Below are 20407 nucleotides of genomic sequence, written 5' to 3'. Positions count from 1 at the left end.
TTTGAAGGGGTTTTACATTGAACGAACTAAAACTGGGCTGGATCGATTACTCCAGTGAGCACAGGGATAAGGTGATGGCGGTCCTGGATGCACTTACTGCTCCGGGGGCAGTAGATGAACTTGGTATTGGTCGGATACGGGATGGGTTTGCTGATATTCTTTTTCCGGGTACATCGACCATCCAGACGAGGGCAAAGTATTTTTTGATTGTGCCCTATTTACTGATGGAACTGGAAAAGGAAAGGTATGCAAAACCTGAAGACCTGTTGGGGAAACTTGGGGATGAAGAGGTTGCCCTAATTGAAACACTTAATCAGGAAGGGGAAGACGGTGTGATAGGCGGACGGGCTGGAACAAAGCTTAAACGGAAGCCTTCAGAGATTTACTGGAATGGTCTAAGGACATATGAAATTTTCCGCCATCCATCACTTTCACTGACGAATTATGCTAAAGCGTTGTTTCGGATGAAACGTAATAAAGAGTTAGTGAATACGTACGGTAATGAGGAAATGGATGATCTGGGTGATAATGATGGTGCATATTCCGGAACCTTCTGGCAGTGTATTTTGCCCGAATCAGACTGGAAGAACAATCTTACTATGGATCTTATATATGATGAGGCGCAATTTTTAAAAACGCGAATTACTTCGGCAGAGAAGTCCAAAGATAGCTTATTATCCTATTTGCTACAGATGGATCACAGGGAATGGAAAGATATTGATAGTTTCGAAGCGTTGGATGCGATTATTCCGGAAAGTGGCAAATTGCGGGATGATTATAATCAGGCAAATAAATTCAGTCAGTTTCTGCATGGGGCACATATTCGTTATAACCTGATTGCCTCCAATGGGCAAAGCGAAACTGCTGTGAAAAAATGGACCAACTGGATTAACAGTGATTTTGTTAAATATGAATTTGCCACATTTCCATTTAAAAAAATACTCCACAGGCTTTCTATCCATAACTACATGTTGTTCCGCTTTTTGCGGGATTGGCAGGAAGCAGTTAATGCTGGTGATGAGGATGCGATGGATGATTTGATTATCAGCCGGGAAATTGAACTTAAGTCAAAAGACAGGGCAAAATTACACAATTCCAAAATGTACAGCTATAAAGAAGGGGACTGGATTGGAAATGACCAGCTGCAATATCGTTTCCTGGATTCAAAAATAATTATGGAAGACATCGCTAAAGGTTTGGAGGGTAAATATGCTGAAGCCAGATGAAGACAGACTGAACTACTCTGAACTATTGAAACCTCCTGTTGGTTACGTAGTTGAATTCGCACTGGGGACAACATATTCTCTTGATTTAGAGGCCTTGGTTGGTGTTCCATTGGCCTTAGGGTTGTCAGAAGAGATGGATCAAACGATGATGAATGACCCGGTCTACGTACTCGAGGGATTACGAAAGAGTGCGGAGAAATTTGCGATTTTTTGTGAAGGTGGACAAATAAAGGTGCCACGGAAAAACAATTCACTTTTTGCCTTGATGGAAAACAGTGTATTTGAAATATCCTTGGAGAATGGAAAATCATTTCATCCCAAGTTATGGCTGATTAAATATCGGAATGAGGAGCAAGGGGAACTATACAGGCTACTTGTTCTGACGCGTAATATGACATTTGATCGCAGCTGGGACATTGCCATTGCGCTTGAAGGAAAAAAGGTATATCAACAAACTGATAAAAACCGTCCATTGGCTGACTTTCTGCAGTTTCTTACTGAGTTTTCAACAAGTAAAGATAAGACTGAACAGATGGATCAGCTTATTTCAGAACTCGATTATGTTCAGTTTAATCCTGTTCTAAATCAATACGCTGATTTTGAATTTTGTCCAATTGGAATCGACGGATATGAGGAAGAATCGACAGGTGTATTTGACAGTTTTCATAAACTAATTGTCATGTCACCGTTTATAAGTGGGTCGACTGTCAGAGAACTTCATAAAAAAACACTGACGGAATCAAAACACAACGTGCCTGAACGAGTGTTGATTACAAGGAAAACTGAACTCCATAAGCTCACACCTGAACTCATGCATGATTTTATCGTTTATACGTTAAAAGATTCAGTGGTTGACGGAGAAAGTGCGATAAGTGAAGAAGATGAGTCTGGTGAAATGGCGCAGCTTCAGGATATCCATGCCAAATTGTATGCTAAATCCAAGTATAATCAACACGTTATATATGTAGGATCAGCTAATTGCTCACGCAATGCATTTCATGGCAATGTTGAGTTTTTGTTACAGCTGAACTACCGGAAGCGCGGGTTTCAGATTATGAATCTGTTGGATGATTTTTTCGGGGAGGATGACGATAATCCTTTTGAACGGGTAGAAGATATTCCGGAGCAAACAGCTGAAGAATCCGATGTATTGGAACAACTACAACAAGGGATTAAGTCACTTTGCAGATCGCAGCTGCATGCAACAGTAACACAAAATGACAATACATACACCGTAGAAATAAAAATTGAAGATTTTCACGGAAATGAAGATATTGGATTTACAATAGGTCCTTTGCTTAGTACAGCAACTGCAATACTGCAACAGTCAACAATAATCAGTGGATTGAGCATACTTGAACTTGGACATTTTTATAAAATTCGGGCGGAGAAAGACGGTGAATCCATTGAGCGGGTTATCAAAATTAATACCAATGGTTTGCCTGTAGAACGTGAACATGAAATTTATCGTTCAATCGTTAAGGACTCGTATACATTTTTAAAATATATAGCCTTTTTATTGGCAGATGACTTTTTAATGGCAGCAATGGAAAATAAAGATAAACAGAATTTCGTGCTGGATTCCTGGGACGTGCAGGAAAGTGAGACTCCAGTAATTTATGAAAATATGTTAAAAACTGCAGCACATTCACCGGAAAAATTGGAGGATATTGAAAGTATGATTCGCATGATTGATGATGATTCGATTGTTCCTCCAGAATTTAATCAGTTGTACCAGACATTTACTCAGGCGGCAAAGAAGGTGAAAAGATGATTGATTTATATTATAAGGAAAAGGAAATATTGGCTGGTTTAAAAGATTTTCAGCGGGCAACAGTTGAACGCGTACATCAGCTGTTCACAACTAATTATTCCAGGGTTCTTGTTGCGGATGAAGTCGGCCTTGGCAAGACGATGGTTGCAAAAGGAGTAATGGCTAAAACTGCCCGTTATCATCAGGAACAGAATGATAACTTATTTAAGGTTGTTTATGTATGCTCCAACCAGAATATTGCTTCCCAAAACCTTAGTAAGTTAAGAATTGATCATCGGGTTACCTTGGATGGACTTTCCGATACGCGCTTATCCATGCAGCATCTTAAGATTTTTGAAGATGAATACAGTCAGGCAGTACAGGAAAATTATATTCAGCTTATTCCGTTAACACCTTCCACCTCATTTAAAATGACCCAGGGGTGTGGCAGTGTCAGGGAAAGGGCGTTGATTTTTGCGATATTAAAGCGTCATGAATTTTTTGAACCTTACGTAAAGGAATTGGAAATAATGATGACTGATTCTGCTTATAAAGGCTGGGCTGTTTGGAATGAAGAATATGACAAAAGAGTCAGGGAATGTGATGAAAAATCGGCTGGTGCTTACTTAGAGACGATGCAGACGAAAATCGATCAATTTTTTTCGGAAAATCCAGGATTTCAACAAGAATTTAGTGATGTCTGTGACATATTTAAAAAACAAGGTGATCCTGGAAAGCGGGTAGAAGGCCAGACGCAGGTGATTCAAAGGCTGCGGAAGATGATGGCGGAAGCAAGTGTTGATTTAATTGACGCCGACCTTGTAATTATGGATGAATTTCAACGTTTTCCGGAACTGATTAACGCAGCACGTGAAAGTGAAACAGCCATGCTGGCAAGTAAGTTTTTTAACAAACCAAAGATAGATAATTCCCAGGTAAAAATTCTGTTGTTGTCTGCCACTCCATACAAACCATACTCCACACTGGAAGAAATATCGGAATCTGGAACTGACGAACATTATAAGGAATTCATGCAGGTTACTGACTTTCTGTTTGAAAAGCACCCACAGCATAAACAAGAGTTCCGGCGTGTATGGGGTGATTATTCAACATCTTTAAGTGAAGTTTCGACACAGGATTTTGCGATGATTCTGGCCAAAAAGCAGGTTGCTGAAGACAGTCTTTATAAAGGAATTGCCAGAACAGAACGTGTTTTGGAAGAAGGTAATTCCGACGTCAATAATGAATCAATCGATAAAACAACATTACAAATAACGGAGGATGATGTGGCGTCCTTTATAGAAATGGACAAGTTATTACAGCGGGTTGGTTTAAAGGATAGTGTTCCAGTTGAATATGTAAAGTCTGCACCGTTTTTAATGTCGTTTATGGATCATTACAAACTGAAAGATAAAATAATGAATGAAGTAAGCAGGAACCCGGTAAACAATGCATCGCTTAAAAATCCGCTTTTGTGGGTTAATCGAAAAACTATAGGAAAATACGGAACGTTACGGGAAACGAATGCCAGAATGAAAAAGCTGAAGGAAATTGCTCTAGCCGACAGTGCGGAACGGTTGATGTGGATTCCTCCTTCACTACCATACTATGAGTTTGAGGGGTGCTACAAAGGGATGAGCTCCTTTTCGAAGGTACTTGTTTTTTCCGGCTGGGAAATGGTTCCCCGCTCAATCGCGACACTTCTGTCTTATGAAGCAGAGCGGAAAACAGTCGGTGAATTGGTAAGGAGAACACCGAAGAAAAAACGGTCCAAGGCTTATAATTATTTTGCCGAACAGCGATATCCACGCCCAAGATTGAATTTTAGAATTAAAAATAATGCACCTGCTAACATGAACCACCTAACGCTTTTATATCCATCTGTGACATTGGCGAAGCTTTTTGATCCAGTTGATATATTAAATCGCGGGTTGTCATTGGAAGCAATTAAGGCTGAGACTAAAGATAAACTGGCAGGTCTGTTGGATGGGTTGTCCTATGAGTCCAATGCTGATGAAACGCGCCGCGATGAACGCTGGTATTATATGGCTCCATTGTTATTTGATTTGGATGAAACAGTCGTTCAAAACTGGTTTGAACAAGAGAATCTACTAGCTGTAGATGATAAGGATGGGGAGAGGGATGAGGAGGATCTTGCCGGAATTGCTCAGCATTTTGAGGAGCTTCGGGAGATGTATTATCAGGGTTCACTGCCAGTATTGGGCAGGCAGCCAGATGATTTATTGGATGTGCTTACTGCAATGGTATTAGGTTCACCGGCAATTTGTTCTTTGCGTTTAATGGAAAATGTCCAAAGCGAAAATTTGCCTTATGCTATTAAACTCGGGAAAACAATCATTGATCGTTTTAATATACAGGAAATGATTTCAATAGTTGAATTAGAATATTCCAAAGATGCCCACTGGAAAGGTGTTCTTAAATATTGTGTGGATGGAAATTTCCAGGCAATGCTTGATGAGTATGCCCACATGCTGCTTGAAGAAAGCGGTTTGAACAGAATGGAATCGGGACAGCGGAATGAACGTCTAATGAATGTGATGACGTCTGCATTAAAGTCCCATTCCGCCAGTTTAAACGTTGACACGTATCAATCATTTCAAAAACGTGCCTCAGGTGAATCTGGAAAGGACGATACGTCCATTAAAATGCGGACTAATTTCGCCGTGGGGTTTTATGATAAACGGAATGCAGATAAATCTAAAAACCGTAAAGATAATGTCAGATTAGCTTTTAATTCACCATTTCGCCCATTTGTACTGGCAACAACTTCCATCGGTCAGGAAGGGCTTGATTTTCATTATTATTGCAGGAAAATCATGCATTGGAATTTACCATCGAATCCGATTGACCTGGAACAGCGGGATGGCAGAATCAACCGTTATAAATGCCATGCGATCAGACAGAATATCGCCAATCGTTATGGAAACATTTCTTTTGATAAAGAAATATGGAATGAGATGTTTACACTGGCGAATGAGGTGGAGCGGGATGATAATACATCCGAACTCGTGCCATTTTGGTCATTGCCGGGAAAAGATGGAAAAGGTATTGAACGCATTTTTCCTTTATATCCGCTCAGTCGTGATGGGGCAAAGTATAGACGGTTGATGAAAGTGCTGACACTATACCGATTAAGCCTTGGCCAGGCACGGCAGGGTGATTTGCTGGATCAATTGCTGAGCGCCGGTATTGAGGAAGAACAATTAAAGGGATTATTTATGAATCTGAGCCCGTTTGCGAAAGAGAAAGAGCCGGGAGAAATCCGAGTTTAGGTATACAAACGGCAATGACATATTATTCATATTGACAATGTTAGGTTGTGAAAAATCATCCGGATGGGACCCTGGATGGTTTTTCTTTAGTACGCAAAAAAGAAAATTATTATTCACTGGGGTGCGCCGGTTTCAATATTAGACAATTTCACCGGCTTTGTTCCTAGAGCAAAAGCTGCTTTGTTAGAAGGGGCAAGAAGTTTAAGAGATTCGTTTGAGCGTTAAACATTTGGAAACACAGAAACAGCCCTGAATAAGGTACTTGATTCGGTTTCGCGGCTGTTTCTGTTTGTTGGACAGTTATCGCTTGCAGAACTTCTTATCCTTATTCCCGCCCCCGCATGGATATGAAGCTTTTGCTTCCTTTTCCCCGGGAACATATTCTGACAGAATTCAGGAACTAAACACAGATAATCTACCTTTCTGTCAAAGGTATATCATTATATCTCTCAGCATCTATATTATGAACCTCCCCTGTGGCAACGCTGTTCAAAATACCATATAAACCTGTTTCAACAGCTTTTTGCAGCTGACCCATTTTCTTTTGACCGAAATCCTGTGTTTGCCCAGTGACTTCAAATAAAACAGTCCCACTCCCATTTAATGCAAAGGAACCAAGTGCTGTACCAGGTAAATCCAAGTTTTGCGGATATAAGGAAATATTTCCGAATGGGGAATTCCCCATTTGTTGCAGGGTATCATAAGCGGCAACATTCAATTGCTTGGAAAATTCCACATCATATTGGTCAGCATATTCGCGATATTTTTCTCCCTCTTCTGTATCAGGATGCGGAACGAAAACCCCGGAAAGTGAAAGTGTTACCGGATCATCTGTTCCTTCAATGACATATTCACCCTGGTGATGCAAGTCGACGAACACATCAACAGTGCCGAATTGATCCTGCAAATCTTTATACACATCGCGGACTGTTTGTGATTCAGGCGTAATATACCAGCCCGGCTGATCAGACGCACCCGGAAAATCCTCAGGTTGTGGTGTGTAATTCAGATTAGGGTTAAAATCCCTGTTCACATCAAAACCTGGATTTGATTCATAATCCCAATATTGATTTTTGTACGTGTAATAATTCCAAGAAGGTTCGGCTGATTCCAGTACCGGAAATGCATTCACAACTTCTTCCCATGTCATTTCATTACCACGGCGGTTTAGTTCAGTTGCATCAGGATTAATCATTGGCATGGCAACAATTGTTAAATCCTTTCTCAACTGTTTCATGCTGGGTTTATTGGAACCCAATTGTTTAATCATTTTTAACAGCGCTTTTGTATTAACTTTTTCATTCCCGTGAATCTCGCTTTGAATAAGTACAACTTTATCACCTGAGCCAATAGTTGCTTTGAAAATTTCTCGGCCTTGGTTGGAATAACCGGCCACATCGACTGAGATATTTCCCTGACTTGATTTTTCAATTTGATTTAACCTCTTAGTCAGCTCATCATGGCTTATAAACCCGGATATTGGCGGCTTTTTCGTCACACTGGGAGCAGCTTGAGCATTTGCGGTCAAACCATATGCGGGAACCAACATCCCCACACTTAGCAATGCAGTACAACAAATCAAAGCAAATTTCCTCATGTTTCCTTTCACTTTTACATCCCTCCAAATTATATTTACTTCCCACTATTCTTTTTCACGTAACGAAAACCCTTCAAATTATTTAAAAGTATTAAAAAATGAGTACATTGACTCCAAGTTTTTGCGCTTTAACAAGTAAAAAAGATAGAGGAACCTACTTTATCACTACAAATGCAGAATTTTGCCCGGTGTTGATTCTATCCAGTTGCATTATTAATGATAATTTTGGGACGGAGCCCTTGCTTCCTTTTCCAAATGGCAATTGGAATCGTCCTCGTGCTTCCCAAAGAAGGATTTTCTTTGTCTACTGTAGATATATTGGTATCTAAATAATCTATCTGAAGGAGCATGTACATGTCAGTTAATCCGAAAATTCAAGTTTTCCTTGATCAATTTAATGCGATTTCAAAGGTGCCAATGAGTGATCTGATCCATGGATTTGCGAATTTCACCGGTTTTGTTCCTGAAGCAAAAGCTGCTTTGTTGAAAGGGGCAAGGAGTTTAAGAGAATCGTTTGAGCGTTAAACATTTGGAAACACAGAAACAGCCCTGAATGCGGTACTTGATTCGGTTCGCGGCTGTTTTTTTTAATAAAGGATAGTGTGCCGAATCCCTGTTGGGTAGGTAGGGTTAGGCCAATCCTGTTTAAATGGTCATCATTTTTTGTATAAAAGTTGACTGTAACTTCATTCAAGCATATTTCAACAATATATTTTGAATTCAGGATATAATGAATACAGACAGAGAATATAGTTCTTTGTTTATATCAAATTAAAATTACAATCAGGGAGGAATCATCATGAAAGGTTGGCAGTTTGTTGAAACAAATAAACCTTTGGAACTTGCGGAAAAAGAAGATCCAAAGGTTGATGCCGGAAAAGTTGTAATCGATACGAAGGTAGCAGGGATCTGTCATTCTGATGTTGGTGTATTAAGAGATCCAGGTTGGAAAGCATTACTTGGTGACCTACCTGTTATTATGGGGCACGAGGTTGCAGGTGTTATAAGTGAAGTTGGTGAAGGTATAACAGACTATCAAGTTGGTGACCAAGTAGCTGTTTGTCCTACTGGCCCGAGTGGACAAGCTCCAGGTTATGCATATGATGGAGGATTCGGCACAAAAGTTTTAGCACCGGCTGAGGACTTAGTGAAGATACCTGATGGCGTTTCATTTGCCCAAGCAGCTGCAGGTACCGATGCAGGAATGACTTCTTATCACGCTGCTTTTAACAAAGGCGGCATAAAAGAAGGTATGACAGTCGGGATGATTGGTATTGGTGGATTGGGTCAAATTGCCCTACAAGCTGCTGTCGCAAAAGGAGCTACTGTATATGCAGTTGATTTAAATCCAAAAGCCCGTGAATTAGCCAAAGAATTGGGTGCAGCAGGAGTCTATGAAAATGTAAAAGAAATTGAACAGTTTGAACCTGAAGTTATTGTTGATTATGCTGGATTTGGCGTAACAACGCGGGAAGCTCTGGAAACTGTTAAATTCAAAGGAAAAGTAGTTCTTGTCGGTATGGGCAAACTGGAAACAACTCTAAATGTTACTTCATTAATCACAAAACAAGCAACACTCGTTGGAAGTAACGGTGGTACTAAACAAGATATAGAAGAAATATATGAATTATTTGCGGGCGGCAAAGTAAGTCCTAAAATAACTAAGATTTCTTTTGATGAAATCCCTAAAGGTATTCAGATGTTAGAAGATAATAAAGTGACTGGTCGATTAGTAGCAGACATGGAAAAATAGGGAGCTCACAATAAAGCCTAGGGAGAGGATTTAAGTTCCTGTATCTTAGGCTTTTTACTTACATATGGTATGTTAAATAAAAATTAATTACGTAATAGTTAGAGCGCTAAGAGATGTCGCTGTGTTTTCCCCTGCTTCCCGCTTGTGCAGCTCCAGCAACCGGTTGCGGATGGCGGTGTTGAAGTATGTTGCCATCGGTCCTTCGTCTGGCCTGTACCGTTTGTAAGCAAGCCACATGGTGTACAACCCTTCCACGAAGAACGTGTTGTGCGGGTCTTGGATGTGCAGATCCCGGATGTGGTAGCGAATCCGGTCCCGGTTCTGTTTGAAAAACTCCTCAAATGTAAATGGCGTTTTTGTTTGCATAAAACTTTCTTCCCCTTTCGTATCCTTCTGCAATGTATACGGTGATGTAATATTTGAAACTGCCGCTAACTTTTAAAAGTGGCCGTAAAATTGTATTTTCAAGCGCCAATTGTAACTTTTAAACTAAAGAACACAGTTTCCGCCAATCAATTTTGAACACTGTTGATATAGCTGGTTTCCTCACCATCCCTCCCCGTAAACTCGGCTAACAGTTCATTAAACGCCTCCATGTCCACCTCCTTGTGTGCATCGGCCCTTTGTTGCTCAGCCCTTTTTGCAGCCTGCTTTTGCTGGCGCTCTTTGAACCAATCAGGAATCACCTCTTCCTGTTGGGAGTTATTCCAATTGCCGCGGTTGTTTTTCTGACGGAATGCAGTCGCTTCTGCTTCAGCCTGTTCAACGGTTTTAACGCCTTTTCGCAACCATGCCTTCAGAATTCCTTTCACATAGCTCCAGTTCGCTTTTCCTTGGTCCAGTGCCTGTTTCATGGCATGCAGAACTAAGGCCTCGCCGGCATTCTGAATCCAGTTTGTGAGATCCTCGGTGACATATGGACTGACCATGCCGAAGTTTTCTTGGTAAAAATGGATTGCATCTGAATCACAATTGCTTGGTAGTAGTTGTTTTTTTGGTTTTTCTTTGGTTTGTGTTTTGTTTATGTATTGTTTAAATAATGGGGCCGGACTGTGGGCCATATTGCGGTCCGATTTGCAGGCCGAATTGTGGTTTTGATTGTGGACCATCCCTCGGGCTAGGTTGTGGGCTTCTTTTGCAGCAGCCCCTTCTGATTTGTTTCCAGTATGTGCTTCAGTTTCTTTACCCGTGTCAGTGTTTTCTTCTGTACTTTCATGTTGTGATTGGTTGTCTGTTGTTGGTGAATCCTCATAACTTGATTTCGTTTCCGTTGCGACATAACCGGTGTGACCTACCATTTTGTCTGCCAGTGAAATCATCCGGTATGTTGCCGATTTGCTTCCTTTTCCCGCTGTCACTTCGATAAAACCGCATTCGGTTAATTCGCGGCGTGCCCGTTTAAAGGTCGTGCCTTTTACGCCTGACAGTAACTCAAGCAGGCTGGCGGGTACTGAGAAAGTCTCCTGCCAGCCACTCTTGTTGTTGAGGTGCATTAGTGTCGACCACAGCGCAACGGCTCCGCCGGATATCGGGTCGAACGTTACGTGATGATAAAATGCGTTCATTTCTTTGATATAGTTCATGTTATCGCCTCTTCTTTAAATAGAATAGTAAGATTTTTGTCGGAGTCATCAAATTCCAGGATTGTATTTTCTGTGATGGCAATCTTTTGCAGGCTATAAATACCGGAATATGGAGGTTTCTATTCCTCCTTCAATATATAAATCGTATCAAAGGCTAAAAAGGTGGCATTAAAATTAAAATTTCATAAAATTTTTTTATTTAGAGTGAAATTGGTCGAAAGAAAGGTATGGAAGATTGTATGGTGTATCATCAGGCAGATAGCGGGGTGACGATTGTGGATAAAATAAGATATAGGCAAGCTGGTATCTTTTTGGTATACTAAATCAGCAGGAAAATGGAACGTCTGTACTGTGAAACTTATCCATCTATTTTTCGGGCAAAAAAGTAGATTTAGAAAATGAAGTTGTAAAAAAAATGATAGAAGGATGAACAACAATGACAGGCAAAACACATCTTATCGGAGGTTTAACAGCCGGGATAGCCGTTCAATACTTTACAGGCCATTATACACAGGATCTGCTGTTTTTAGCATCATGCACAGCTGGATCATTGCTGCCGGATATTTGTCATGGAGGCTCCAAAATCGGGCGAAAGCTGCCCATTATATCACACCTTATCCGCTTCCTGTTTGGTCACCGGACGGTAACACACAGCTTGTTATTCATGGTTATTTTGGGTGCGATTTTATCATCCACGCCAGTACCGGCAAGCATCACAGCCGGCATCATTATTGGCATGGCGAGTCATTTGCTGTTGGATGCGGCAACAGCACGCGGGATTGCATTATTATGGCCGCTGACCCTGAAAATACGGCTGCCGATTTATACGCATACCGGTGGAGTTATTGAACATGTTGTCATGGCTTTGATGATTGTAGCTACTGGATATATCGGGTATCAGATGTATATTTTTTGAACAATGAACTGTTTTTTTATAACATTACCCCCACCTGTAAATCAATCAGGTGGGGGTAATTGATGTATTTTGAGTCAGTACTATTTTGAAGTTTTTAACCCTTTCTTCCATTTCTTAACTTTCTCCTGGTTATTTTCAATCCATTCTTCGGCAGCCTCAATTGGCTCCATTCCATCATGTACCTTTACCATGACTTTTCCCATATCTTGCTTTGTCCAATGAAACTGGTCCAAAACTTTATATGCGGCTGGAGCGTCTTCTTTCAGCCCTTTGCGTGCAACCGCATGGAGGCTATCTGGTTCTCCGAAAAGGTTTTTTGGATCCTTTAAATATTTTAAGTCCCATTCAATAAAAGCCCAGTGTGGTTCCCATAGTGTAACAACAATAGGTTTTTGGTCATCGATAGCGCCTGCAAGTGCTCCCGTCATAGCAGGGGCGGATGTTGCCTGTAATGTCCACTTATCCAGATTATAACCGGGCATAACCTTGTTTTTGGTAAGCTGCATTTGACCGGCACCGGGATCAATCCCTACAATTGTTTTTTCCAACTTTTTACCAATATTGTTCGTATTGTTGGTCAAATCCTCAAGCGAGTCAATTTTCATATACGAAGGAACAGCTAAGCCAATTGTAACACTGTCTTTCATGGTTATACCGATATCGTCAATTTGATCACCATATTTTTTCCAATAACTCTCGTGCGTATATGGAAGTGTAACGGCGCCTACCGACATATCAGCCGATCCATCAGCAATACCCGCAAACAATGCGCCAGGGGTTACTTGTGTTAATTCGATATCATATCCTATATCTTCAAGTACTGCTTTTATAACATTTACACCGGCAACTGTAGATGCCCACGAAACATAAGGTATAGTTAATTCCTTTTGGCCAAGTTCGATGCCGTTTGTTGACTCTCCTGCATTATCGTCATTTCCACAAGCAGAAAGCAATAATGCGAGTGTACAAATGAAAGTTAAACAAATAATCCCAAATTTTTTTGACATAAAATGATTAATCCTCCTTTAAAGTCACCGTTGAACACTTTATAGCAATTTATACCCGACTGTCTAACCCCGTTTTAAAGCATAAGAGTCGAAAAACGCTTGTTAAATTGGTTTAGTGACTAAATAATCGAGCTAATACAATAATGCGATCCTAAGTGAATTGTTTTTATTTGTTGGTGTACCCGTATATGCGCCTTATTTTACCCAAATAATAGCAGAATAATCAGTGTGTTATGCTCAATAACTGAAACAGATGTTCGTATATATGGTATAATTAAAACAGGTGTTAATTAAAAAGGAGCGGTGGGCAATGGATAATGAAACGGATATGTTGATTTATCAAAAGGAGGACGGAAATAAAAAAATAGACGTCAGGTTGGAAAATGAAACTGTTTGGATGACACAGAAAGCTATTGCGGATTTGTATCAAACCTCAACACAGAATATTACGCTTCATATAGGAAATATCATAAAATTTTTAGAGGATCAAAATTCCTCGAGATACTATACTGTAGTAAAAAAAGAAGGTGCGAGAAATATAAAAAGGAAAATTCTTCACTATAACCTAGATATTATTTATAACATTGCTATTAGAGGTCAATACTTTGAGGAATTTAATAGATTTATGACTTTTGCAAAAGCAAATCGAGTTAATAAGAACTTTATAACATTTGTACCAATTAAAGAGCATAAGTTTTGTGAAATGTTAAAGGGTTCCTTAAAAGGGATTGTGGATATTTATCCTCAATATAGAGTCAATAAATACATTGTTGATTTTTATATACCACAATTAGAATTGGTAATTGAATATGATGAAAAACATCATGTAAAACAAATTATGGATGATGAAACAAGACAGAAATTTATTGAGGGAAAATTAGGAGTCCAATTTATTAGAGTAAATGAAGGTGAAGAATTTAATGGCTTGAATCGTGTTTTTAAATTTATTATGGAAAAAAGGTTGAATTATTCAAACGTAAAGGATGGAAGGAATGGCAAATAGAACTGACATCCTAATTTATCAGATAGAAGATGGTAATATCAGAATAGACGTCAGGTTGGAAAATGAAACTGTTTGGATGACACAAAAGGCTATTGCGGATTTGTATCAATCAACTAAGCAGAATATTAGTCTCCATATAAAAAATATATTTGAGGAAGAGGAGTTAGATGAAAATGCAGTTGTCAAGTATTACTTGACAACTGCTAAAGATGGGAAAAATTATAAAACGAAACATTACAACTTGGAAATAATTATCGCAATAGGCTACCGTGTTCGCTCCCATCGAGGAACACAATTCCGGAAATGGGCAACAGAGCGTCTGAATGAATATCTTGTCAAAGGATTTACAATGGATGATGACCGTTTGAAAGAAATGCGTAATTTCGGTCAGGATTATTTTGAAGAGTTACTGGAGCGAATTCGTGATATACGTGCTTCAGAGAAAAGGTTCTATCAAAAGATAACAGATATTTATGCAACGTCTGTGGATTATGATTCAAGTGCAGAAATCACACAGGAATTTTTCGCAACTGTTCAAAATAAACTCCACTATGCAATACATGGGCAAACAGCGGCTGAACTCATAGTAGAACGAGCCAAGGCGGATAAAGAAAATATGGGTCTGACATCATGGAAAGGCTCAAAAGTCCGTCAAAGTGATGTAACCGCTGCCAATAATTATTTGACTGAAAAGGAACTAAAATCGCTCAATAGATTTGTCACGATGTATTTGGATTATGCGGAAGATCAGGCGGAAAGACAACGTCCTATGCATATGCAAGATTGGATTGGCAAACTTGATGCCTTTCTTCAATTTAATGATCGTGAAATCCTTGCAAATGCAGGCAAAGTGTCCAAGGTTGTGGCGGATGAATTAGCAACTCAGGAGTATGGTAAATACAGTCAAAACCGAATTGATAACCAGTCAGAAGATGATTTTGAACGGTTTATTGAGAACAATAATCTGAAAAAGTAATTTAGCGTTACGTGGTAGGAGAATGGGGGAGGAACTCTTCCTTCATATTTCCTGATGGAAGCTGTTGAACCGTTCCTGTACTTCCGTCACCCGTTCTCCCAGTCAAGAATTGGTACTTACAGAACAGTCTTAATCATATTCATATAAAGGTAACCAATAAGAAGGAGGTCAACTTCTTGAAAAAAGTTAAAGTTGGATTACGGCCGATTGTAACCAATTTAAATTTACCCACTGTTTTAAAATCAACTGCATTTCCGGGTGACCCAATGGAAAGGTTATTTATTGCAACCCAGGTAGGAGAAATCTTTTGCATAGGAAACGGGGAAATCAGAACGTTTTTGGATATTCGCTCGCGGATTATAGAATTGGGATCTTCCGGTAGTGGATATGATGAGCGGGGATTACTGGGACTGGCGTTTCATCCGGAATTTTATTATAACGGCTTGTTTTATCTTCATTATTCAGTGGCCGGAACACAAGGCCCGGGTGCTCTTCCTGAATCGTTTATTCCTGACCCGTGTGATCCTCAAACATTAAATTTGAGCTGGACCAACCGGAACACGCAATATGACCATATTGATACCGTTGAAGAGTGGGGGTTACAATCGAATGGTCAACCGCAAATGCGACGGACATTGCTTAATTTAAGGAGACCATTTTCTAATCATAATGGTGTTGATAGTTTAAGCTTTTCACCTGAAACGGGCAGACTCGTTTTAACAACCGGAGATGGCGGATCAGGCTATGATCCATTTAATTTAAGCCAGGATGACATGGAAATTTGCGGGAAAATAATAGAGATTGACGTGACTATAAATACCTCAGTCCATCATCCTCCTATCGTGACACGTTTTGATGAACTGCCCCGGCCTATTCAGGAAACACTCACGGTAATTGCCAAGGGCGTTCGCAATATACCGGGTATTTCTTTTCAAAGGTATTACAATCAGTATATGAAATATGTGGGAAATGTCGGACAGGAATTGGTAGAGTCGATTTTTTCATTCGTGTCTTATAAACCATTACCTGTGCCTCAGCTGGTTCAAGCTTCGTTAAGAAACAAAGATCTTGACCAGGAAGGATTTATCAATCTTGGCTGGCGCGGTTGGGAAGGTGTTTTGCCTACTTCCATTTTAAGGGACTGTTCGAATAATCCGGATTTGGATGAGAAAACGATTGCTTATTACGATGAAGTAATTAAAACTTCCGTGAAGCGGATTCAGCAGTTAACTAGTTATTACCATCAGGATCCCCGCCCTGATAAGTTTGCGGGAACAGCACTTACTGGGGTCCAACCATATATGGGGAGGGGCATTTCCGATTTAACGGGAAGTGTTGTGTTTACTGATTTTTTCCGAACAGATGCCTCCCAAGCACCTGCCAGAGGGGTTATAGCTTATACCAGGGTAAAACCGGATTGTAAATTGAGTGATTTTAGCGTGATTGAAACTGGCTATGATTTTGGGTCCCAATCTGCTTACTATGTTAGTCTTGGAACCAATCCGGACCAAAGCCGCTTATATTTGGGAGTTTATGGTTCTATGAATGTGACTGATTTTAACCAGGGAACTGTTTTTGAAATGGTGCCATTCTAAACCCTAATTATTTTGATTCTTTTAAAGAGGATTAAACCAATTTCAACCCATAACCAGCTATAAAAAAAAGTAAATAAAAAAACACCTCCAATTGTTAGAAATGAAAAAGAGTTAGAGGCGACCGGACCTAAAATAGGAAACTGAAAAATAACCAGCAGACTCATGATCCCCGACATTAATAGAACTGAGCCAGCAACAATAATACTTATTCTTTTCCTGAAAAAGGAAAAGGCTGCCCCAATACCAAGTCCCAATAATCCCGTTGTAAAAGGAAATATAATAAGTTCCGTTGGCTGTAAAATGAGCAGCAGCATCATGGTCAGGAAATAGGACATTACGCCAAATGGAATGGAAAACATGGTACATAGCAAAATAGGCGCAGTGGCCAGTGGACTTAAAAAATATCCTATCCCAGGCAACAAACCGCCAGCAGCCTGAAAAACAGCAGCAATACAGCCAAAAATAGACACTAAAATAAGTTTCATTGTTTTATTACGTTTATTGAAAATGTTTTGAAATGCACGGACTTCATCAGCAACAGGTTTAAAAAAATACACCGTTTCACCTCCAATTGATTATTGCTGTACTTATTATATGTATTGTTGATTGGAGGTTGAACGCAAAAGATACAAATCCAGCAATTGAAATTTGACCAGGACTGAAAAAGATCGTGGACATTCTGTTTGTAGTGACACGACGATAGTGGAAACAATTGAATCAGAAGAGACCAATTCGATTGAAAAGCAGAAACAGGGAAGCAGCCAATTTTGGAGAGAGACAGCTAGACAGGATTTATGTCCCATTAATTAGCTGCTTTTTAGTTGTTTAAATACCTAATTAACTATATAATAAATATAAATTAGCTAATAATGGATGTGGTTATGCATGAGAGTGCCTTCGACCAAAATGCAAAATAGTTTCGGAAAATACTTGAAGTATGTGGAAGCCGGTGAGGAAATCATTGTAACGAAAAGCGGGAAAGATGCAGCCAAAATCATGCCTTATTATAATGCAGACTCTGTCAGAGAAGAGCAATCAGGTTATAAATCTTCCAGTGGCTGGGTGACGTATGAGGCGTTTCTGGAGCTGACAGGCGAGTCGGAAAAAAGATTTGAACTAATTGATGGTGTCATTTACAACCTTGCTTCACCTTCTTATAAGCACCAGCATGTGGTTGGTGAACTTTTTGGTACCTTTTACAATTGGTTGAAAGAAAAAAAGTGTACGCCACTTACATCCCCATTTGACGTAACGTTTATTAAGGAACAATCCAACATCTGTGTGGTTCAACCGGATATTGTGGTCATTTGCGACAAGGACAATCTGGATGAGAAAGATAAGTATATAGGGACACCAACTTTGGTGGTGGAAGTGTTATCCTCCTCCACGAGAAGTAAGGATATGTTGACGAAGCTTGAGTTATATAAACAATGTGATGTTAAAGAATACTGGATTGTCGATCCAATCAATGAGCATATATTGGTTTATTCTCTGGAGGACAATGAAATCGTAAACAACAAAACGTATTCAAAAAGTGCCCGCCAAACGGTTCAATCCGATGTGTTCGAGGGATTGGCAGCGGACTTGGAGGAAGTGTTTGCTTAATTACCGATATTAACTTACTTGGGGCGGAGAGCTTACTCTCCATCCCACACTCAACTTCCACACGTTTCACGCGATTGCGAATGAGATCCCGCAGATTTCTTGTTTCTTTTTTTCATATAGCGATAGATCAAGTATGAAATGATCAGCAGGATGATTCCGCCAACGATATATTTTTGCGCACTGGAAAGAAAGTTTGTTACCGTATCTAACTGACCTGCTTGTCCAAGGAGCAGCATAACATACAGCCATGGCAGGATACCGACATACGTTAAAATGCCAAAACGCACAGGCTTGACTTTACTTATTCCGGCTGCATAGGAAATATAGTTCCCGATCCCGAGTACTCTTGAAAAAGAAATGCTCCATTGGCCGAATCTATTAAAAAAGGATTGGGCTTTTTCAATCTTTTTCCTATTCCACTTTCGTTTAATTTTTTCTTCGAGCTTATAACCTATCCCATATGGAATGAAGCTGAAAACGGTGTACACAAAACTGGCCAGCAGTGAAATCCAGACGGCATCCATAACAGAGGGATTTAACAGATAACCGTATACCAACGCCACTATTGTACCTGGAAATGGTACAGAGGATGACTCAACGGCAAGGCTGATATATAAACCAATAGGACCAAATTCTTTAAGAAAATCAAGTATAAATTCCAGCATAAATTGTCTCCTCTAACCGTGATGTTTTACACCTTCCCTAATGAGACAAATTAAAAACTGGTGCTGTACAAGTTTCTTGTATTTGCTGAATAATTAAAGGGACAGAAAGCCTGTCCCTTTGTCCCGCTAGGATGACGTCCATGAGCCGCCATTGATATGAATCGTTTGTCCTGTCATGTAAGAAGCATCATCTGAGGCAAGCATGACAAAAGGCCACGCATGTTCGGATGGCTGCCCCGGACGGCCCATTAATGAATCTTGGCCAAAGCTTTCCACACCGTCTTCATCAAAGGAGGACGGGATCAGTGGAGTCCATACAGGGCCGGGTGCCACTGAATTGGCGCGAATACCCTTGTCCGCGAGGCTTTGGGCAATACTGCGTATCCAGGCGGTGATTGCTCCTTTTGTTGCCGAATAATCCATGAAAATGGGGTTCCCGCGGTATGCATTAATGGAAGAAGTGGCAATAATCGAATCGCCTGCCTGCATGTGCCGTACAGCTGCTTTTGTTAAATAAAACTGGGAAAAGAAATTTGTTCGGAATACTTCCTCGAACTGCTCAGACGTTATATCAAGCACATCCTCACGCACATATTGAATCGCCGCATTGTTGACGAGAATGTTGATAGCACCAAATGCTGAAACTGTTTCTTCCACAAGATGCTGACAATGGGTTTCTTCTTTTATATCACCGGGAAGCAGTATGCACTTTCCTCCTTCAGCTTCGACCATTCGTTTCGTCTCCTGAGCGTCTTCATGCTCGTCAAGATACGAAATCGCGACATTGGCCCCTTCTTTTGCATAAAGAATGGCCACAGCACGCCCGATACCGCTATCGCCACCGGTAATCAGCGCTGCTCGTCCTTTTAATTTATCCGTCCCTTTATATGAAGTGGGTTGTGCGGGCAACGGATTCATTTGTGATTCAATTCCCGGCTGTTTCTCCTGCCGCTGGCGTGGTGTACTGCCTTTCTGCATATCTCTGGGATCCATATGATTACCTCCTTTGTCACGATAAGTTTTAACTAGTTGACGATTTCCACGTGGTGGGGAGCTGTAAACATAGCAGACATTATAAGTGTGCATATTTCAGGTTAAACATCAACCGTACGAGCGTGAACATCAACCGCACGTGCGGAACATCAACCGCACGGGCGTGAACATCAACCGCATGTGCGAAACATCAACCGTATGAGCAGAACATCAACCGCATGTGCGAAACATCAACCGTATGAGCAGGACATCAACCGTACGAGCGAAACATCAACCGCATGAGCAGAACATCAACTACACGAGCGGAACATCAACCGTACGAGCGGGACATCAACCGTATGAGCGAAACATCAACCGTTATGATCGAAAACATTATGGGCTACCAGTTTGAAGATTTCAGTCAACCTTATTCTTATAATTTTTATACAACCTATTGTATATT

General features: G+C 40.3%; 18 protein-coding genes. 11 read left to right on the top strand and 7 right to left on the bottom strand.

Annotated elements, in window-relative coordinates; translation table 11 throughout:
• Window positions 1-17: 17 nt before the first annotated feature.
• The 3 genes from HUX68_RS12590 to HUX68_RS12580 are packed head-to-tail and all read left to right on the top strand — an operon-like array spanning window position 18 to window position 6272.
• Window positions 18-1226: a DUF6361 family protein gene (locus tag HUX68_RS12590; RefSeq protein ID WP_174615166.1), complete on the top strand. Its 1209-nt coding sequence runs from the start codon at window positions 18-20 to the stop codon at window positions 1224-1226.
• The gene (locus HUX68_RS12585; protein ID WP_174615165.1) at window positions 1210-3000 is read left to right on the top strand and encodes a hypothetical protein; all 1791 of its coding nucleotides are present in this window, start codon (window positions 1210-1212) and stop codon (window positions 2998-3000) included. Before HUX68_RS12590 ends, HUX68_RS12585 begins: the two co-directional genes overlap by 17 nt.
• Entirely contained in the window at window positions 2997-6272 is a 3276-nt protein-coding gene (locus HUX68_RS12580) for a DEAD/DEAH box-containing ATP-dependent helicase (protein WP_174615164.1), read from the top strand. The genes HUX68_RS12585 and HUX68_RS12580 overlap by 4 nt, the downstream gene beginning before the upstream one ends.
• Before the next feature lie 415 nt (window positions 6273-6687).
• Here HUX68_RS12580 and HUX68_RS12575 read toward each other — a convergent pair whose 3' ends face one another.
• Complete coding sequence (locus tag HUX68_RS12575) at window positions 6688-7869, bottom strand: M14 family zinc carboxypeptidase (RefSeq protein ID WP_174616453.1); 1182 nt, start codon at window positions 7867-7869, stop codon at window positions 6688-6690.
• Window positions 7870-8223: 354 nt separating this feature from the next.
• Between HUX68_RS12575 and HUX68_RS12570 the strand changes: the two genes are divergently transcribed.
• Both HUX68_RS12570 and HUX68_RS12565 read left to right on the top strand, forming a co-directional pair.
• Window positions 8224-8394, top strand: coding sequence for a hypothetical protein (locus HUX68_RS12570; protein WP_174615163.1), 171 nt, complete (start codon window positions 8224-8226; stop codon window positions 8392-8394).
• Window positions 8395-8668: 274 nt separating this feature from the next.
• A complete protein-coding gene (locus HUX68_RS12565; RefSeq protein ID WP_174615162.1) occupies window positions 8669-9622 on the top strand; it encodes a zinc-binding dehydrogenase in 954 nt (317 codons plus the stop codon).
• Between the two features lie 87 nt (window positions 9623-9709).
• On the opposite strand, the gene HUX68_RS12560 is transcribed toward HUX68_RS12565, so the two are convergent.
• Both HUX68_RS12560 and HUX68_RS12555 read right to left on the bottom strand, forming a co-directional pair.
• The gene (locus HUX68_RS12560; protein WP_174615161.1) at window positions 9710-9988 is read right to left on the bottom strand and encodes a hypothetical protein; all 279 of its coding nucleotides are present in this window, start codon (window positions 9986-9988) and stop codon (window positions 9710-9712) included.
• A gap of 146 nt (window positions 9989-10134) precedes the next feature.
• The gene (locus tag HUX68_RS12555; RefSeq protein ID WP_174615160.1) at window positions 10135-11205 is read right to left on the bottom strand and encodes a DnaD domain-containing protein; all 1071 of its coding nucleotides are present in this window, start codon (window positions 11203-11205) and stop codon (window positions 10135-10137) included.
• Between the two features lie 436 nt (window positions 11206-11641).
• Between HUX68_RS12555 and HUX68_RS12550 the strand changes: the two genes are divergently transcribed.
• Window positions 11642-12121 (top strand): metal-dependent hydrolase, encoded by a 480-nt coding sequence (locus HUX68_RS12550; RefSeq protein ID WP_174615159.1) that lies wholly within the window; start codon window positions 11642-11644, stop codon window positions 12119-12121.
• Between the two features lie 80 nt (window positions 12122-12201).
• Here HUX68_RS12550 and HUX68_RS12545 read toward each other — a convergent pair whose 3' ends face one another.
• Complete coding sequence (locus HUX68_RS12545) at window positions 12202-13128, bottom strand: glycine betaine ABC transporter substrate-binding protein (RefSeq protein WP_174615158.1); 927 nt, start codon at window positions 13126-13128, stop codon at window positions 12202-12204.
• Between the two features lie 310 nt (window positions 13129-13438).
• Between HUX68_RS12545 and HUX68_RS12540 the strand changes: the two genes are divergently transcribed.
• From HUX68_RS12540 to HUX68_RS12530, 3 genes are all read left to right on the top strand, one after another.
• Window positions 13439-14131 (top strand): DUF559 domain-containing protein, encoded by a 693-nt coding sequence (locus HUX68_RS12540; protein WP_174615157.1) that lies wholly within the window; start codon window positions 13439-13441, stop codon window positions 14129-14131.
• Window positions 14121-15107, top strand: a complete 987-nt coding sequence (locus tag HUX68_RS12535; protein ID WP_174615156.1) for a virulence RhuM family protein — start codon at window positions 14121-14123, stop codon at window positions 15105-15107. The genes HUX68_RS12540 and HUX68_RS12535 overlap by 11 nt, the downstream gene beginning before the upstream one ends.
• Window positions 15108-15283: 176 nt before the next feature.
• On the top strand, window positions 15284-16702 hold the full coding sequence (locus HUX68_RS12530) for a PQQ-dependent sugar dehydrogenase (RefSeq protein WP_174615155.1): 1419 nt from the start codon (window positions 15284-15286) through the stop codon (window positions 16700-16702).
• On the opposite strand, the gene HUX68_RS12525 is transcribed toward HUX68_RS12530, so the two are convergent.
• Window positions 16699-17259, bottom strand: coding sequence for a hypothetical protein (locus HUX68_RS12525; RefSeq protein WP_174615154.1), 561 nt, complete (start codon window positions 17257-17259; stop codon window positions 16699-16701). The genes HUX68_RS12530 and HUX68_RS12525 overlap by 4 nt on opposite strands.
• A 328-nt stretch (window positions 17260-17587) precedes the next feature.
• Here HUX68_RS12525 and HUX68_RS12520 point away from each other — a divergent pair, with 328 nt between their 5' ends.
• The gene (locus HUX68_RS12520) at window positions 17588-18307 is read left to right on the top strand and encodes a type II toxin-antitoxin system prevent-host-death family antitoxin (protein WP_174615153.1); all 720 of its coding nucleotides are present in this window, start codon (window positions 17588-17590) and stop codon (window positions 18305-18307) included.
• Between the two features lie 50 nt (window positions 18308-18357).
• Here HUX68_RS12520 and HUX68_RS12515 read toward each other — a convergent pair whose 3' ends face one another.
• Together HUX68_RS12515 and HUX68_RS12510 are read right to left on the bottom strand one after the other, a co-directional pair.
• Complete coding sequence (locus HUX68_RS12515; protein WP_174615152.1) at window positions 18358-18972, bottom strand: DedA family protein; 615 nt, start codon at window positions 18970-18972, stop codon at window positions 18358-18360.
• A gap of 126 nt (window positions 18973-19098) precedes the next feature.
• Window positions 19099-19965 (bottom strand): SDR family oxidoreductase, encoded by an 867-nt coding sequence (locus HUX68_RS12510; RefSeq protein ID WP_174615151.1) that lies wholly within the window; start codon window positions 19963-19965, stop codon window positions 19099-19101.
• 220 nt (window positions 19966-20185) lie between these two features.
• Between HUX68_RS12510 and HUX68_RS12505 the strand changes: the two genes are divergently transcribed.
• Window positions 20186-20356, top strand: coding sequence for a hypothetical protein (locus HUX68_RS12505; RefSeq protein ID WP_174615150.1), 171 nt, complete (start codon window positions 20186-20188; stop codon window positions 20354-20356).
• Window positions 20357-20407: the final 51 nt, after the last annotated feature.

The organism is Virgibacillus ihumii (genome assembly GCF_902726655.1).
Classification (GTDB): Bacteria; Bacillota; Bacilli; order Bacillales; family Amphibacillaceae; genus Lentibacillus; species Lentibacillus ihumii.
Note: the sequence above shows the minus strand (reverse complement) of the source record. Positions and strands in the feature narration are given on the sequence as shown.

Coding starts and splice junctions, on each gene's coding strand:
- HUX68_RS12555 (WP_174615160.1), bottom strand. CDS start 11,205: ATGAACTATATCAAAGAAATGAACGCATTTTATCATCACGTAACGTTC.
- HUX68_RS12585 (WP_174615165.1), top strand. CDS start 1,210: ATGCTGAAGCCAGATGAAGACAGACTGAACTACTCTGAACTATTGAAA.
- HUX68_RS12535 (WP_174615156.1), top strand. CDS start 14,121: ATGGCAAATAGAACTGACATCCTAATTTATCAGATAGAAGATGGTAAT.
- HUX68_RS12565 (WP_174615162.1), top strand. CDS start 8,669: ATGAAAGGTTGGCAGTTTGTTGAAACAAATAAACCTTTGGAACTTGCG.
- HUX68_RS12510 (WP_174615151.1), bottom strand. CDS start 19,965: ATGGATCCCAGAGATATGCAGAAAGGCAGTACACCACGCCAGCGGCAG.
- HUX68_RS12575 (WP_174616453.1), bottom strand. CDS start 7,869: ATGAGGAAATTTGCTTTGATTTGTTGTACTGCATTGCTAAGTGTGGGG.
- HUX68_RS12550 (WP_174615159.1), top strand. CDS start 11,642: ATGACAGGCAAAACACATCTTATCGGAGGTTTAACAGCCGGGATAGCC.
- HUX68_RS12560 (WP_174615161.1), bottom strand. CDS start 9,988: ATGCAAACAAAAACGCCATTTACATTTGAGGAGTTTTTCAAACAGAAC.
- HUX68_RS12545 (WP_174615158.1), bottom strand. CDS start 13,128: ATGTCAAAAAAATTTGGGATTATTTGTTTAACTTTCATTTGTACACTC.
- HUX68_RS12520 (WP_174615153.1), top strand. CDS start 17,588: ATGAGAGTGCCTTCGACCAAAATGCAAAATAGTTTCGGAAAATACTTG.
- HUX68_RS12570 (WP_174615163.1), top strand. CDS start 8,224: ATGTCAGTTAATCCGAAAATTCAAGTTTTCCTTGATCAATTTAATGCG.
- HUX68_RS12515 (WP_174615152.1), bottom strand. CDS start 18,972: ATGCTGGAATTTATACTTGATTTTCTTAAAGAATTTGGTCCTATTGGT.
- HUX68_RS12580 (WP_174615164.1), top strand. CDS start 2,997: ATGATTGATTTATATTATAAGGAAAAGGAAATATTGGCTGGTTTAAAA.
- HUX68_RS12540 (WP_174615157.1), top strand. CDS start 13,439: ATGGATAATGAAACGGATATGTTGATTTATCAAAAGGAGGACGGAAAT.